Genomic DNA, 15,131 nt, shown 5'->3' with positions numbered 1-15,131 from the left:
CGAGTTACGGGCGGCCCCTGTGTGACCACCGTCGCACACGCTCGAGGGAAGCACTTCTGAAACGACCCTTCCCCACGCTCGTGACGGCGAAACAACGGGCCTGGTCGAGTGGTCCAGCCCACCCGCACGTGGGGGCTGGGGTGACCTCGGCGGGGACCGGTTGATCGCGTCGAGGACAATCGCAGGTGTGACCCCCGTCGAGACTGCCCAGACCGCGACGTCCGCAGCGCTGTTCGAGCGCGCCCGCGCGGTCACCCCCGGCGGCGTGAACTCCCCGGTCCGCGCCTTCAACGCGGTCGGCGGCACCCCTCGCTTCATCCGGTCGGCCCGCGGCGCCTGGCTCACCGACGTCGACGGCAACGACTACGTCGACCTGATCTGCTCGTGGGGGCCGATGCTGCTGGGCCACGCCCACCCCGAGGTGCAGGCGGCCGTCACCGACGCCGTCTCCCGCGGTACGTCGTACGGCACGCCCACCCAGCCGGAGGTCGAGCTGGCCGAGGAGATCGTGGCCCGCGCCCCGGTCGAGAAGGTCCGCTTCGTCTCGTCGGGGACCGAGGCGACGATGTCCGCGATCCGGCTCGCCCGCGGCTTCACCGGCCGGGACGTCGTGGTGAAGTTCGCCGGCTGCTACCACGGTCACGTCGACTCGCTGCTGGCCTCGGCCGGCTCCGGGCTGGCGACCTTCGCGGTGCCCGGGACGCCCGGCGTGCCCGAGTCGTCGACCGCCCTGACGCTGGTCCTGCCCTACAACGACCGGGCCGCGGTGGAGCAGGCCTTCGCCGAGCACGGCGACCGGATCGCCTGCCTGATCACCGAGGCGGCGCCCGGCAACATGGGCGTCGTCCCGCCCGAGCCCGGCTTCAACGCGTTCCTCGCCGAGACCTGCGCCCGCCACGGTGCGCTCTTCGTCAGCGACGAGGTGATGACCGGCTTCCGCGCCAGCCGCACCGGCCAGTGGGGCCTCGACGGCGCCGTCGAGGGCTGGAAGCCCGACCTGGTGACCTTCGGCAAGGTGATGGGCGGCGGCTTCCCGGCGGCGGCCTTCGGCGGCCGCGCCGACGTGATGTCGCGGCTCTCGCCCGAGGGGCCCGTCTACCAGGCCGGCACGCTCTCGGGGAACCCGATCGCCACCACGGCCGGGCTGACCACGCTGCGGCTGGCCACCGACGAGGTCTACGACCACATCACGGCGGCCGGGGAGACCATCAAGGCCGCGGCCGCCTCCGCCCTGGCGGAGGCCGGCGTGCCCCACGTCGTGCAGGCCACCGGCACGATGTTCTCGGTCTTCTTCACCGACCCCGCCGACGGCCCGGTCCGCGACTTCGCCGACGCCTCGCGCACCGACTCCGCGGCGTACGCCGCCTTCTTCCACGCCATGCTCGACCGGCAGGTCTACCTCCCGCCGTCGGCGTACGAGGCGTGGTTCCTGTCCTCCGCCCACGACGACCGCGCGGTGCAGACCGTGCTGGACGCCCTGCCCGCGGCCGCCCGTGCCGCGGCCGCCGCCTCCGAGGGACCCCGATGAGCCAGACGCCCGACACGATCGTCCACCTGCTGCGCCACGGGGAGGTCCACAACCCCGAGGGCGTGCTCTACGGCCAGCGCGACGGCTTCCACCTCTCCGACCTCGGCCGCCGGATGGCCGAGAAGGTCGCCGACGCGATCAAGGAGCGCGACATCGTGCACCTGGTGTCCTCGCCGCTCGAGCGCGCGCAGGAGACCGGGCAGCCGCTGGCCGACGCCCGGGGGTTGCAGATCGTCACCGACCCGCGGGTGATCGAGTCGACCAACGTCTTCGAGGGCAAGCGCTTCGGCAAGGGCGACAACGCCCTCAAGAGCCCCGCCACGTGGCGGCACCTGTGGAACCCCTTCAAGCCGTCGTGGGGCGAGCCCTACAAGGACATCGCCGCACGCATGATGGCCGCGGTGCACGACGCCCGCGAGGCCGCGGCCGGTCACGAGGCCGTGATCGTGTCCCACCAGCTGCCGATCTGGACGACCCGGCTGCACGTCGAGCAGCGCTCGTTCCTCCACGACCCGCGCAAGCGCCAGTGCACGCTGTGCTCGCTCACCTCGTTCCACTTCGTGGGCGACCGGCTGACCCAGGTCTCCTACTCCGAGCCGGCGGGCGACCTGATCCCGACCGGGGACAAGAAGGCGCCCTTCTCGGCCGGCGGCGCGACCGAGGAGAAGCGGCCCTGACCACCCGACTCCGCGCCGCGACCGGCGCCGCGCTTGCCTGCCTGCTCCTGCTGACGGGCTGCAACGGCCTGTCCGGGACCGGTGACAAGGGCTTCGTCACCGGCGACGGCTCGGTCACCGAGGTCGCCCCGTCCGACCGCGGCGACGTCGTCGGGCTCACCGGCAGCGACCTCGACGGCCAGGACGTCGACATCGCGGCCTTCCACGGCAAGCCCGTGGTGGTCGTGGTCTGGGGCTCCTGGTGCACCCCGTGCCGGGCCGAGGCGCCGGACGTGGTGGCCGCCGCCAACGAGCTCGGCGACAAGGCGCAGTTCCTCGGCATCAACATCCGGGACGCCTCGACCGACCAGGCCAAGGGCTTCGTGCGCACCTTCGACGTGCCCTACCCCTCGGTGTTCTCGCCCAAGGGTGACGCCCTGCTGGCCTTCCGGGGCACGTTGACGCCCAACTCGATCCCGAGCTTCGTCGTGCTCGACGGCCAGGGCCGGGTCGCGGCGAGCATCATCGGTGAGCTGCCCTCGACCCAGACGCTGGTCGACCTCGTGGGCGACGTGGCCAAGTCCGGCAAGGTGACCGCGGATGGGTGAGTGGTTCCGCGACACCGCTGCCTCCGGCTCGCTGGTGCTGGCCGTCCCGGTCGCGCTCATCGCCGGGCTGGTGTCCTTCTTCTCCCCGTGCGTGATCCCGCTGCTGCCGGGCTACCTCTCCTACGCCACCGGCCTCTCCGGCGCCGACCTCGCGTCCGGTGAGGCTGAGGTGCGGCGCGGACGGATGCTGGCCGGGTCGCTGCTGTTCGTGCTCGGCTTCTCCTTCGTCTTCGTCGCGATCGGCACCGCCTCCGGCGCCGTCGGTGACTGGCTCTTCGCCTGGCGCGACACGCTCACTCTCGTGCTCGGCGTCTTCACGATCGTGCTCGGCGTCGCCTTCGCCGGCTTCATCCCGCTGCTCCAGCGCGACTGGCGGGTGCACAAGGTGCCCGCCGTCGGGCTCGCGGCCGCGCCGCTGCTCGGCGTGCTGTTCGGCCTCGGCTGGACCCCCTGCATCGGCCCGACGCTCGCCGCGATCACCACGCTGTCGCTCAACGAGGCGACCGCCGGCCGCGGCGCGTTCCTCTCCGCCGTCTACTGCGTCGGCCTCGGCCTCCCGTTCGTGGTGGCCGGCCTGGCCTACCGCCGGGCGCTGGGCGCCTTCTCGTTCGTACGCCGCCACGAGGCGTGGGTGACCCGGCTCGGCGGCCTGATGCTGGTCGTCGTCGGCGTCCTGCTCGTCACCGGGCTGTGGGACCACGCGGTCACCTGGATCCAGCTGCACCTCGTCAACACCTCGCAGGTGAGCGTGTGAGCGCCCCGACCGACCAGCCGACCAACCAGCGGCCCGAGGGGCACGTCGAGAACCTCGACGAGGACGGCCGGGCTCCCGTCCGGCGCCCCGGCGAGCTGAATGTCCGCGAGCTGCTGCGCTGGACGTGGCGCCAGCTCACCTCGATGCGAACCGCGCTGGTGCTGCTGCTCCTGCTCGCCCTGGCGGCGATCCCGGGCTCGCTGATCCCGCAGACGGGCGTCGACTCGCTCAAGACGTCGCGCTGGCAGGACGCCCACCCGCAGCTCACGCCGGTCTACGAGAAGCTCGGGCTCTTCTCCGTCTACGACTCCGCGTGGTTCTCCGCCATCTACCTGCTGCTGATGGTCTCGCTGGTCGGCTGCATCGTGCCCCGCACGTTCGTCTACTGGCGGGCCCTGCGGTCCCAGCCCCCGCGGGCGCCCCGCAACCTGACCCGCCTCGCCGACCACGCGTCGTACACCACGGACGTGGCGGAGGACGAGGTCCTCGCCGGTGCTGCGGCGGTGCTGCGCAAGCGGCGCTACCGGGTCCGCATCGAGGGCGACGCCGTCTCCGCCGAGCGCGGCTACCTGCGCGAGGCCGGCAACCTGCTCTTCCACCTGTCCGTGCTGGTCGTGCTCGTCGGCTTCGCCCTCGGCGGTCTCTTCGGCTACAAGGGCGGCGTGATCCTGGTGGTCGGCAACGGCTTCTCCAACAACCTCACGCAGTACGACGACTTCGTGCCCGGCAGCCTGTTCAAGTCCTCGGACATGGAGCCGTTCTCCTTCGACATCAAGGACTTCTCGGTCGACTGGCTCACGTCCGGGCCGCGGGCCGGCATGGCGCGCGCGTTCGACACCCAGCTGACCTACCGCGAGTCGCCGACGTCGCCGGAGAAGAGCTACGACCTCAAGGTCAACCACCCGCTGACGGTCGGCAACACCGAGGTGTTCCTGATCGGCCACGGCTACGCGCCGGTCATCACGATCCGCGACGGCAAGGGGCACAAGGTCTACAGCGGCCCGACGGTCTTCCTGCCGACCGACCAGAGCTTCGCGTCGTTCGGCGTCGTCAAGGCCCCCGACGCCGAGCCGACCCAGATCGGGCTGGAGGGCGAGTTCTACCCGACGGTGGCGTTCTCCAAGCAGACCGGCTCCTACTTCTCGGCGTTCGGCGACACCCTCGACCCGCTCGTCTCGATGCTCGTCTACACCGGCGACCTCGGGATGGACGACGGGACGCCGCAGTCGATCTACGCGCTCAACAAGGCCGGCACGACGATGCTGACCAAGAAGAACGGCGCGCCCTACCGGATCGACCTGCGCCAGGGCGACACCGTGACGCTGCCCCAGCACCTCGGGACGGTCAGCTTCGACGGCATCCAGCGCTGGAACAAGATCCAGATCAGCCAGACCCCCGGCAAGCGGATCGCGCTCGCCGGCGTGATCCTGGCCCTCGCCGGCCTCCTGGGGTCGCTGTTCATCCGTCCGCGTCGCGTCTGGGTTCGTGTCCGGCGCGAGGGGGACGGCACACTGGTCGAGGCGGCCGCGCTCGACCGCTCGGGCGGCGGTGACGTCGCCGTCGTGCTGGACGAGATCGTGGCGGCGCTGCCGGGGGCCCCGGAGCGTGCCGACAAGAATTCCGAGAAGGAGCAGTCGTGACCGACGCCGCATGGGAGACCCTCAGCAACCAGGCCGTGGCGGCCTGCGGGGTGGTCTACTTCCTCGCGCTGCTCGCGCACCTCGTCGAGTGGTCCTCGCTGCGCAAGGTGCCGGCCGACACGGTCAAGGCCGGCTCGGGCGCTTCCTCGCGCGGCGGGGTCGCCGTGGCCACGGGCGGGACGCCGGACGCCGACGCCAGCCGTCGTACGGCCCTGTTCGGCCGGCTGGGCCTGATGCTCACCGGGCTGGCGGTCGCGCTGCACTTCGTGGGGCTGGTCGGCCGCGGGATGGCCGCGGACCCCAACCGGGTGCCGTGGGGCAACATGTACGAGTTCACGCTCAGCGGCACCTTCGTCGTCGGCCTGCTCTACCTGGTGCTGAACCGCCGTTTCGGGCTCTCGTGGATGGCGCCGATCGTGGTCGGCTTCATCCTCACGCTGCTGATGGTCGCCGTGCTGTGGCTCTACGAGCCCGTCGCGCCGCTCACCGAGGCCCTCGACTCCTACTGGCTCGTGATCCACGTCGTGTCCGCGATCCTCGCGACCGGCGCGTTCACGCTCGGCGGCATCACGTCGGCGATCTACCTCGCCAAGGCCAAGTGGGGCGGCGCGGAGACGGGGCCGCTCGCCCGCGTGCCGTCGCTGGCCGTGCTGGACCGGGTCTCCTACCGGATCCACGCCTTCGGCTTCCCGGTGTGGACCTTCGCGGTGCTGATCACCGGTCCGATCTGGGCCCACCAGGCGTGGTCGTCCTACTGGAACTGGGACCCCAAGGAGGTCTGGGCGTTCATCACCTGGGTCGTCTACGCGGCCTACCTGCACGCCCGGTCGACCGCCGGCTGGAAGGGGCGCAACGCCGCCCTCCTCGCGCTGCTCGGCCTGGCCACCCTGTGGTTCAACTTCATCGGGATCAACTACTTCTCGAGCACCAGCCAGCACTCCTACGCCGCGCCGGAGATCTCCCAGCTGAAGTGAGCCGGGGGTGGTCGTCCGGGGCTGGCCGTCACAGCTTCACCATGAGAAGTGGGTGAGCCGTCACTTCACACGGTGAGCTCACCATGAGAAGTGACGCTTCGACACCTTCACATGGTGAAGCGGCGTGGGTGCAGTCGCCGGCTCGGACCCAGGGTCGGAGCCGCTCAGGCGTCCGGGTCCTCGGGGTGCTTGCGGCGCCGGTCGAGGTCGCGGAGGAAGTCCGGGTCGTCGTCGGGACCGAAGGGCCGGGGCGGGGTGCGCGGGGCGCGGGGTGCGGGCGGCATGATCCCGCGGCGCTGGATCACGCGGGTCGTCAGGTAGACGGCGATCGCGATCAGGATCACGACGATCAGGAACTTCAGCACCCCTCCAATGTAGGCGCCACCTGGTCACCGCCTACTCTGAACGGGTGAAGGAGTTCGTGGTTTACACCGGTTTGAGGATCGCCCTGTTCGTTGCCTGCTCGGCGCTCGTCACCGGCATCTGGCTGCTCGCGTTCCACCGGGTCGACATCTGGGCGATCGTCATCTCGTTCGTGCTGAGCGGCGTGGCCTCGTACTTCCTGCTCAACCGGCAGCGCGAGGCGTTCGCCCGCCGCGTCGACGAGCGGGCGCGCCGCGCGACGTCCCGCTTCGAGGAGATGCGGGCGCGCGAGGACGCCGACGAGCCGCAGGTCTGAGCCCGGACCGGCAGCAGGCTCAGCGGCGGCGGTTGAGCTGCCGGTTGATGCGACCCTCGGACTGGCCGAGGATCTTCGCGAGCAGCGGCACACGCATCCGCCACGCGACCACGACGGCCACCACGAGGGCAACGACGATCAGGAACCACATGCCTGAAGCGTACGTCGATCCCGCCCGCGCTGTCCGTCAGCGGCAGGCGACGAGCGCCACCGCCACGAGCGCGGCCCAGAGCAGCTCGGCGAGGCCGGTCTGCTGCAGCACCGGGATCAGGCCCGGTCCGGTCGCTCCGCCGAGCACGGTCCGCAGTGCCCGGACCGTGACGACCAGGAACAGCAGCCCGACCAGCGCGCACCGCGTCGTCGTCGCGGCGACCGCGACCACCGCCACGGTGGCCGCGAGGACGAGCAGCGCGTAGAGCCCGCGGGTGCGGGCGTCACCCAGCAGCACGGCCAGGGTGCGCTTGCCGGCCACGGTGTCGGTGGGGATGTCGCGCAGGTTGTTGACCACCAGGATCGCGCAGGCGAGCGCCCCGATGCCGACCGCCGCCCACAGCGCGGCCCACTCCCACGTCTCCGTCTGCACGTAGGTGGTGCCGATGACCGCGACCAGGCCGAAGAAGACGAACACCATCACCTCGCCGAGGCCGAGGTAGCCGTAGGGCTTCGAGCCGCCGGTGTAGTACCAGGCCGCGACCACGCTGACCAGGCCGACCGCGACCAGCCACCACGCCGTCGTGGCGGCGAGGACGAGGCCCGCGGCCCCGGCCACGCCGAAGGCCAGGAAGGCCGCGGTCTTCACGGCCCGCGGGGACGCGGCCCCCGAGCCGACCAGCCGCATCGGGCCGACCCGCTCGTCGTCGGTGCCGCGGATCCCGTCGGAGTAGTCGTTGGCGTAGTTGACCGCCACCTGGAGCGCGAGGCTCACCACGAGGGCGAGCAGGGCCTTCCACCAGACCGCGCCGTCGGCGTACGCCGCGACGCCAGTGCCGGCCAGGACGGGAGAGACGGCGGCCGGGAGGGTGCGGGGCCGCGCGCCGGCGAGCCACTGCTTCGGTGTTGCCACCGGAGGATTCAAGCAGCCGGGACCGTGGAGTGCCGCTCCAGGTAGCGCTCGGCCGCGCGGGCGGTGGGCGCGGCAACGGATGCCACCACGGTGGACTAGCGTCCGTCGCATGGAATACCTGCGGCCGGTGGGCGGGCCGAGCGCCGCGGTCGTGGCCGCGCTCGACGCCTGGCTGGGCGCGACGACGGAGCCCGAGCCGCTGGTCGTCGAGACCTCCGGGTCGACCGGCCGTCCCAAGCGGGTGGTGCTGTCACGGCGCGCCGTGCTCGCCTCGGTGCGGGCCACCGAACGCCGGCTGGGGGCGTCGGGTCGCTGGCTGCTGACCCTGCCGCCGTCGTACGTCGCGGGGCTGCAGGTGGTCTGTCGCTCGCTGGTCGCCGGGCAGGAGCCGGTGCTGCTGGAGGCGCACGGCTCGTTCGCCGAGGCCGCTGCGCGGGTCGGCGGTGGTGGATTCGTGTCCCTGGTGCCCACCCAGCTGCACCGGATGCTCGACGACGACACCGACACGGCGGCCCTGCGGTCGTTCCACACGGTGCTGCTCGGTGGCGGCCCGATCGAGGAGTCGCTGCGCGCCCGCGCGGCCGCGGCCGGCGTGCGGGTCGTCGGGACCTACGGGTCGTCCGAGACCGCCGGCGGCTGCGTGTACGACGGCTATGCGCTGGACGGCGTCGCCCTCGCGATCGGCCCCGACGGCCGCATCCGGATCGGCGGGCCCACCCTCTTCGACGGGTACGACGGCGACCCGGAGCTGACCGCCGAGACCCTGGTCGACGGGTGGTTCCTCACCTCCGACGCCGGCCGGCTCGACGACGACGGCCGCCTGCACGTGCTGGGCCGGCTCGACGACGTGGTGATCAGCGGCGGCGTCAACGTGCCGACGCCGGCGGTCGCCGTACGCCTCCGGTCGCACCCGTCGGTGCGAGCCGTCGAGGTGCTGGGCGTGCCCGACGCGGAGTGGGGCCATCGTGTCGTCGCGTTCGTGGTGGTCTCGACGACAGGCTCGACCAACGGATTGTCGCTGCAGGACGCGCGTGACTGGGTGGCCGAGGTGCACCCGCGCTCGTGGGCGCCGCGCTCGCTCGTGCTCCTGGAGGAGCTGCCGCTGCTGGCCAACGGCAAGACCGACCGGCTGCGGCTGCGGGAGCTGGCATGAGGGTCTTCTCGATCCCGATGCGGACGCGCTTCCGCGGCATCACGGTGCGCGAGGGGGCCCTGCTGCAGGGGGACGCTGGCTGGGGCGAGTGGAGCCCCTTCCTGGAGTACCCGCCCGACGTCGCCGAGCCGTGGCTGCGCTGCGCGGAGGAGGCCGCGGCGGGCGACTGGCCGGAGGCGCTCCGGTCGTGGGTGCCGGTCAACGTGACCGTGCCCGCGGTCGGTCCGGAGCGCGCCGACGAGATCGTGCGCGCGGGCGGCTGCACGACCGCGAAGGTCAAGGTGGCCGAGCCCGGCCAGACGCTGGGTGACGACCTTGCGCGGCTCGAGGCGGTCCGGTCCGCGCTCGGTCCGGCCGGGAAGGTCCGGGTGGACGCCAACGGCGGCTGGTCGGTCGAGGAGGCGGTGGCGGCGATCCGGCTGCTGGATCGGGCGGCGGGGGGCCTGGAGTACGTCGAGCAGCCCTGCGCCACGGTCGAGGAGCTCGCGACGGTGCGGCGTGCGGTCGACGTACCCATCGCGGCCGACGAGTCGATCCGCCGCGCCGCCGACCCCTACCGGGTGCGCGACCTCGAGGCAGCCGACATCGCCGTGCTCAAGGTGCAGCCGCTCGGCGGGGTTCGGGCGTGCCTGCGGATCGCCGAGGACATCGGGCTGCCGGTCGTCGTGTCGTCCGCCCTGGAGTCGTCGGTGGGGATCGCGGCCGGGGTCGCGCTGGCGGCCGCGCTGCCGTCGCTGCCGTACGCCTGTGGGCTCGCCACCGTTCAATTGCTGACGTCCGACGTCGTGGACTCCTCCCTGCTGCCGGTGGACGGGGCGCTGCGGGTGGGGGTGCCGTCGGTGTCGCTCCCGTCCCTGGACGCGCTCGCGGCGACGCCGGACCGGGTTGCCCACTGGGAGGCGCGGCTCGCCGAGGTGCGCGCCTGGCGGGCCGCGCTCGGGCAGGATGGCGCCTCGTGAACCCCTCGACCGAGCTCGCCCGCGCCGTCGTCACGGCCCTCGTCGAGGCGGGCGTCCGCGAGGTCGTGGTCGCGCCGGGCTCGCGCAACGCCCCGCTGTCCTTCGCCTGCTTCGACGCCGCCGACGACGGCCTGCTCCGGCTGCACACCCGCATCGACGAGCGGTCGGCCGGCTTCCTGGCCCTGGGCCTGACCCGGGGCGGCTCGCGCGCCGCCGTCGCGTGCACGTCGGGCACCGGCGTCGCCAACCTGCACCCCGCCGTCCTCGAGGCGGCGCATGCCGGGGTCGGGCTGGTCGTGGTGACCGCCGACCGCCCCGAGCGGCTGCGCGGCACCAACGCCAACCAGACGACTGATCAGCTCGGCATCTTCGGGCCGCTGGTGCCGACGGTGGCGGTGTCGGCGGGGGCCGCCGTGCCCGCTGTCGGCGAAGGCCTGGTGCACCTCAACGTGCACCTGGACGAGCCGCTCGTGCCGGACGACCGGGCGTCGTTTTCCGCGCAATTGCTGGGAAAAGCACCGACCCGGCGCGGATTCGGGTGGTTTTCCCAGCAATTGAACGATGACGCGCGCCTGCCGATCGGCCCGCGGACGGTGGTCGTGGCCGGTGACGACGCCGGTCCGCCGGCGCGGGTGCTGGCCGAGCGCGCCAACTGGCCGCTGCTCGCCGAGCCGACGAGCGGCTCGCGCACCGGCGAGAACGCGCTGCGCTGCTACCGGCTGCTGTTGGCCACCGACCTGGCGGCGCAGGTCGAGCGGGTGGTGGTGCTCGGTCACCCGACCCTGTCCCGCCCGGTCTCCCGGTTGCTGGCCCGCGAGGACGTCGTGGTGGTCGCGGCACCGGCCCTCGGGGTGTGGGCCGAGCGGCCGTTCCGCGTCGACGCCGTCCTGGAGTCGATCGAGGTCGACGAGGCCGACGACCCCGCCTGGCTGGACGCCTGGCGCGAGGCCGACCGGTCGGTGGCCCGCCAGCTGGACGGGCTGCTGGCCGCCGAGGCCGACCTGACGCCGTACGAGGTCGCGGGCGCCGTGGCCCGCGCACTCCCGGCCGGCGGCCAGCTCGTCGTGGGTGCCTCGAGCCCGATCCGCGACCTGGACCTCATGGTGCCGCGCTACGACGTCGGCGCGCGCCGCAAGGTGATCGCCAACCGCGGCCTGTCCGGCATCGACGGGGTCGTCTCGACCGCGATCGGCGCGGCGCTCGGCCGCGAGAGCAGCAGCCGCACCATCGCGCTGATGGGCGACGTGACGTTCCTCCACGACGCCAACGGCCTGGTGCTCGGGCCGCACGAGCCGCGACCGGACCTCATGGTCGTGGTCGTCAACGACGACGGCGGCTCGATCTTCGCGATGCTGGAGCAGGGCGACGAGCAGTACGCCGATCGCTTCGACACCCTCTTCGGCACCCCGCACGGCGTCGACCTGGCCGGCCTCTGCGCCGCCACCCGCACGCCGCACTGGCGGGTCGAGTCGCTGCCCGAGCTCGAGCACGCCCTGGCCCAACCCAACGGGGGCATCGAGGTCGTCGAGGTGCGGGTCCGCCGCGACAACCGCCGCGAGCTCGACGCCCGGATCCGCGCGCTCCGCCCCTGACGCCGGGGACGTCATACGACCCGGCTGCCCGCACGACGAGCTCGCATGACGTCCACGGCTTCGGACAGCAGCGGGCCTACTGTCGGCCCGTGAGCGATCTCCGGGCCGTTGCGTCGATCATCCTCGGGCTGCGCCAGACGCAGGTTGCGTTGGCCGTCGGGGTGCTCCTCCTCGCGCCCCTCTCGGCGTACGCCGCCCGCCGCGTCGGGTGGTCCGCGCACCGGATCCTGGCGGCGGCGGCCGCCGGCATGGGCGTTGCCCTGGTGCTCGCCACGACGCTGGGCCGCTATCGCGACGGGCTCATGTTCGGGCTCGGCCGATCCTGCCTGCGCACCTCGGTCGGGCTGGGCACCCCGGAGCAGCAGCTCAATCTCGCCCTGTTCGCGCCGGCTACGTTCTTCGCCGTGGTGGCGACCCGGCGCCTCCGCCTCGTGCTGGTGTCGGCCCTGCTGCTGAGCCTCGGCGTCGAGGGGATCCAGCTCGTCACCGACCTCGGCGCCTGCCAGACCTCCGACGTGGCGCTCAACCTCGCGGGGGCTGTTGCCGTGGCGGTGCCCGCTCGCCTGCTCGTCGCGGTCGCGTTGCGGAGAACGCAAGAACCATCAAGACAGACGGCGACGACTCGCCGATGATCGGTGCATGAGCACCGCCACGAAGACGCAGGTCGACACGTTCGCCGACTTCGTCGACCACCTCGCCGAGGCGCTGGACGACCCCGACGGCGGGCCGGCGTCGGGCGCGGAGTGGGCGGCGCGGCTGCACTTCTCGCGGTTCCACTTCGACCGGATGATCCGGTCGGTGGCGGGCGAGCCGCCGGCGTCCTTCCGCCGACGGATCCTGCTCGAGCGGGCGGCCTACCGCATGATCACGACCGGGGCGCCGCTCCTCGACATCGCGGTGGAGGCGGGCTACGGCTCGCACGAGGCGTTCACCCGCGCCTTCACCAAGGCCTACGGCGTGCCGCCGGCGACGTGGCGGCGCAAGCCCGGCCACATCCAGATCGCCGCGCCCAGCGACGTGCACTTCCACCCACCCGGCAGCCTCCGGCTGCCCGCACGAGACAAGGTGACCTCCATGGACCTCCTCACGAAGATGGTCGAGCACCACGTCTGGCTCACCGGCGAGATGGTGCGGCTGGCCGAGCGGCTCACCGACGAGCAGCTCGACGAGCGCATCGAGCTCAACGTCGACGAGGACGAGCAGACGATCCGCTCCCTGCTGTCCCGGCTGATCGGCCAGATGGGCATGTGGAACGCCGCGATGGCCACCCGCGACTACGACTGGTCGGTCGAGGAGCACGAGTCGCTGTCCTCGATGCGCGAGCGCCTCGCGACGGAGGGGGCGACGTACCTCGCCCACGTCCGCGGCGTCGTCGAGGCCAACCGCCTCGACGACACGTTCGTCGACGCGCTGTGCGAGCCGGCGGAGGTCTTCACGTACGGCGGGATGATCGCCCACGTGCTGACCTTCGCCGCCCACCGCCGCACCCTGGTCGTGCTGGCGTTCGGCCGGCACGGCATCGAGGAGCTCGGGTGGGGCGACCCGATGCTGTGGGTGGCCCAACCCGCCTGACGAGCGGCTCACCCCACCCGACCGGCCGTCCGTGACAATGGCCGGGTGGAGATCGCCTTCTTGCTGGTGGCGCTCGCGGTCGGCGTCCTCACCGTCACCGCGCTGGCCGACCGGATCGACGTGCCTGCACCGCTGCTGCTCATCGTCGCGGGGGTCGCGGCGTCGTACGTCCCGGGCGTGCCGGAGGTCCACCTCGAGCCCGAGGTGGTGCTGCTCGGCCTGCTGCCGCCGCTGCTCTACGCGACCGCGATCCAGACCAGCCTCGTCGACTTCAACGCCAACCGGCGCGCGATCCTGCTCCTCTCGGTCGGGCTCGTCGTCTTCACCATGCTGGGCATCGGCGGCCTCGTCCACCTCACCCTCACCGGCGTCACCTGGCCGGCCGCCTTCGCGATCGGCGCGGTCGTGGCGCCGCCCGATGCCGTCGCCGCCACGGCCATCGCCCGCCGGATCGGGCTCCCACGGCGGATCGTGACGATCCTCGAGGGGGAGTCGCTGCTCAACGACGCCACCGCCCTCGTCGCCCTCCGTACGGCGATCGCCGCGACGGGCAGTGGGGTCGTGATGTGGCGGGTGGGTGCGGACTTCGCGCTGGCCGCCGGCGGCGGGGCCGCGATCGGCTTCGGCTCGTTCGTGCTGGTCGCCTGGCTGCGCAAGCGGATCACCGACCCGCTGCTGGACACCGCGATCTCGTTCGTGGTCCCGTTCGCGTCCTACATCCTGGCCGAGGAGGCACACGCCTCCGGCGTCATCGCCGTGGTCGTGGCGGGTCTGCTGCTGGGGCACAAGGCGCCGATCATCCAGACCGCGCAGTCGCGGATCGCGGAGCGGATGAACTGGCGCACGATCGCCTACGTCCTGGAGAACACCGTCTTCCTGCTCATCGGGCTCCAGGCCCAGTGGCTCTTCCGCGACGTCGGCGACAGCAGCCTGTCGACCGGGCGCATCGTCGGCGTCTGCGCAGCGACGCTGGCCGGGGTGGTCGTGCTGCGGATGGTGTGGGTGTTCGTGGCCCGCTACCTGCTGGTCCGGCCCGGGCCCGACCCGGACACGGGTCACCGCCCGCCGTGGCAGTTCACGTTCATCCTCGGCTGGGCCGGGATGCGCGGCGTGGTGACGCTGGCCGCGGCGTTCGTCATCCCCGACACCACCCCGCACCGCGAGATCCTGCTGCTGGTCGCCTTCACCGTCGTGGCCGGCACCCTCTTCGTCCAGGGCCTGACCCTGCCGGTCATCGCGCGGCGCCTGGCCGTGCCCGCCCCGGACCCCATGGACGACGCCCTGGCCCGGGCCACCCTGCTGCAGCAAGCGTCCAAGGCGGGCTACGAGGAGCTCGAGCGGATGGAGTACGAGGACCCGCACGGCATCTGCGACCTGATCCGCCAGCGCATCGACCAGCGCAACTACGCGGCCTGGGAGCGGCTCGGCACCACCGCCGACGAGGAGGCGCCGAGCGACCTCTACGCCCGGATCCGGCTGGCGATGATCGACGCGGAGCGCAAGCGGGTGCTGGAGATCCGCAGCTCGGGCCGGGTCGCGTCCGAGGTGGTCTCGGAGGTGCTCACGATGCTCGACGTCGAGGAGTCGATGCTGGACGTGGCGACCCAGCAGCGCGAGGAGCTGCGCGCGAGCACCGCCACGACCCGGGCCCGCCGGGGCGAGCAGTGCGCCGACCTCGAGCACCACCCGGCCGTCGAGACCTCGGACGTCGGCGTGTGCCAGGCGTGTGTCGAGGACGGCACCCGCTGGGTCGCCCTGCGCCAGTGCCTCGACTGCGGCAACGTCGCCTGCTGCGACTCCTCGCCGCGCCAGCACGCCAGCGCCCACTTCCGCGAGTCCACGCACGCCGTCATGCAGTCCGCCGAGCCGGGCGAGGACTGGCGCTGGTGCTACGTGCACCACCTGACGGCCTGACCGCAGCCCTCCGTTAGGGTCGTGCGGCCCCCCGCCGTA

The 15,131-nt window shown here is 72.7% G+C and carries 16 protein-coding genes; 13 read left to right on the top strand and 3 right to left on the bottom strand.

The annotated features are described in order from the left end of the window. Window positions 1-187: 187 nt before the first annotated feature. Genes hemL through ccsB form a run of 6 tightly spaced genes read left to right on the top strand, consistent with a single transcriptional unit; the run spans window position 188 to window position 6,160 of the window. On the top strand, window positions 188-1,528 hold the full coding sequence (gene hemL, locus EJF31_RS08345; protein ID WP_125036617.1) for a glutamate-1-semialdehyde 2,1-aminomutase: 1,341 nt from the start codon (window positions 188-190) through the stop codon (window positions 1,526-1,528). Then, window positions 1,525-2,205: a histidine phosphatase family protein gene (locus tag EJF31_RS08340; RefSeq protein ID WP_125036616.1), complete on the top strand. Its 681-nt coding sequence runs from the start codon at window positions 1,525-1,527 to the stop codon at window positions 2,203-2,205. The genes hemL and EJF31_RS08340 overlap by 4 nt, the downstream gene beginning before the upstream one ends. Then, entirely contained in the window at window positions 2,202-2,792 is a 591-nt protein-coding gene (locus EJF31_RS08335; RefSeq protein ID WP_125037699.1) for a TlpA disulfide reductase family protein, read from the top strand. Before EJF31_RS08340 ends, EJF31_RS08335 begins: the two co-directional genes overlap by 4 nt. Continuing rightward, window positions 2,785-3,546 carry a cytochrome c biogenesis CcdA family protein gene (locus tag EJF31_RS08330; RefSeq protein ID WP_125036615.1) on the top strand — a complete coding sequence of 254 codons (762 nt, stop codon included), beginning with the start codon at window positions 2,785-2,787 and terminating at the stop codon, window positions 3,544-3,546. The genes EJF31_RS08335 and EJF31_RS08330 overlap by 8 nt, the downstream gene beginning before the upstream one ends. Further along, entirely contained in the window at window positions 3,543-5,186 is a 1,644-nt protein-coding gene (locus EJF31_RS08325; RefSeq protein WP_125036614.1) for a cytochrome c biogenesis protein ResB, read from the top strand. Before EJF31_RS08330 ends, EJF31_RS08325 begins: the two co-directional genes overlap by 4 nt. Beyond that, the gene (ccsB, locus tag EJF31_RS08320; RefSeq protein WP_125036613.1) at window positions 5,183-6,160 is read left to right on the top strand and encodes a c-type cytochrome biogenesis protein CcsB; all 978 of its coding nucleotides are present in this window, start codon (window positions 5,183-5,185) and stop codon (window positions 6,158-6,160) included. Before EJF31_RS08325 ends, ccsB begins: the two co-directional genes overlap by 4 nt. 164 nt (window positions 6,161-6,324) lie before the next feature. Here ccsB and EJF31_RS08315 read toward each other — a convergent pair whose 3' ends face one another. Beyond that, window positions 6,325-6,525 carry a hypothetical protein gene (locus tag EJF31_RS08315; RefSeq protein ID WP_125036612.1) on the bottom strand — a complete coding sequence of 67 codons (201 nt, stop codon included), beginning with the start codon at window positions 6,523-6,525 and terminating at the stop codon, window positions 6,325-6,327. Between the two features lie 44 nt (window positions 6,526-6,569). On the opposite strand from EJF31_RS08315, the gene EJF31_RS08310 reads away from it, so the two are divergent. Further along, entirely contained in the window at window positions 6,570-6,839 is a 270-nt protein-coding gene (locus EJF31_RS08310; protein WP_125036611.1) for a DUF4229 domain-containing protein, read from the top strand. 19 nt (window positions 6,840-6,858) lie between these two features. Here the strand turns inward: EJF31_RS08310 and EJF31_RS22300 are convergent, their stop codons facing one another. Both EJF31_RS22300 and EJF31_RS08305 read right to left on the bottom strand, forming a co-directional pair. Further along, complete coding sequence (locus EJF31_RS22300) at window positions 6,859-6,990, bottom strand: hypothetical protein (RefSeq protein ID WP_260430708.1); 132 nt, start codon at window positions 6,988-6,990, stop codon at window positions 6,859-6,861. Between the two features lie 36 nt (window positions 6,991-7,026). After that, window positions 7,027-7,902: a 1,4-dihydroxy-2-naphthoate polyprenyltransferase gene (locus EJF31_RS08305; protein WP_125036610.1), complete on the bottom strand. Its 876-nt coding sequence runs from the start codon at window positions 7,900-7,902 to the stop codon at window positions 7,027-7,029. 109 nt (window positions 7,903-8,011) lie between these two features. Here EJF31_RS08305 and EJF31_RS08300 point away from each other — a divergent pair, with 109 nt between their 5' ends. The 6 genes from EJF31_RS08300 to EJF31_RS08275 all read left to right on the top strand — a co-directional run bounded on the left by EJF31_RS08300 (window position 8,012) and on the right by EJF31_RS08275 (window position 15,092). Continuing rightward, window positions 8,012-9,055 (top strand): AMP-binding protein, encoded by a 1,044-nt coding sequence (locus tag EJF31_RS08300; protein ID WP_125036609.1) that lies wholly within the window; start codon window positions 8,012-8,014, stop codon window positions 9,053-9,055. Beyond that, on the top strand, window positions 9,052-10,014 hold the full coding sequence (locus EJF31_RS08295; protein WP_125036608.1) for an o-succinylbenzoate synthase: 963 nt from the start codon (window positions 9,052-9,054) through the stop codon (window positions 10,012-10,014). Before EJF31_RS08300 ends, EJF31_RS08295 begins: the two co-directional genes overlap by 4 nt. Next, the gene (gene menD / locus EJF31_RS08290) at window positions 10,011-11,606 is read left to right on the top strand and encodes a 2-succinyl-5-enolpyruvyl-6-hydroxy-3-cyclohexene-1-carboxylic-acid synthase (protein ID WP_125036607.1); all 1,596 of its coding nucleotides are present in this window, start codon (window positions 10,011-10,013) and stop codon (window positions 11,604-11,606) included. Before EJF31_RS08295 ends, menD begins: the two co-directional genes overlap by 4 nt. An 89-nt stretch (window positions 11,607-11,695) precedes the next feature. Further along, on the top strand, window positions 11,696-12,238 hold the full coding sequence (locus EJF31_RS08285) for a VanZ family protein (RefSeq protein WP_125036606.1): 543 nt from the start codon (window positions 11,696-11,698) through the stop codon (window positions 12,236-12,238). Window positions 12,239-12,245: 7 nt separating this feature from the next. Next, on the top strand, window positions 12,246-13,178 hold the full coding sequence (locus tag EJF31_RS08280; protein ID WP_125036605.1) for a helix-turn-helix domain-containing protein: 933 nt from the start codon (window positions 12,246-12,248) through the stop codon (window positions 13,176-13,178). A gap of 45 nt (window positions 13,179-13,223) precedes the next feature. After that, window positions 13,224-15,092, top strand: coding sequence for a Na+/H+ antiporter (locus tag EJF31_RS08275; RefSeq protein WP_125036604.1), 1,869 nt, complete (start codon window positions 13,224-13,226; stop codon window positions 15,090-15,092). Window positions 15,093-15,131 lie beyond the last annotated feature (39 nt).

This window comes from Nocardioides sp. LS1 (assembly GCF_003865225.1).
Classification (GTDB): Bacteria; Actinomycetota; Actinomycetes; order Propionibacteriales; family Nocardioidaceae; genus Nocardioides; species Nocardioides ginsengisegetis.
The sequence above is the reverse complement of the archived record's forward strand: the minus strand, read 5'-3'. Positions and strand labels throughout refer to the sequence as shown.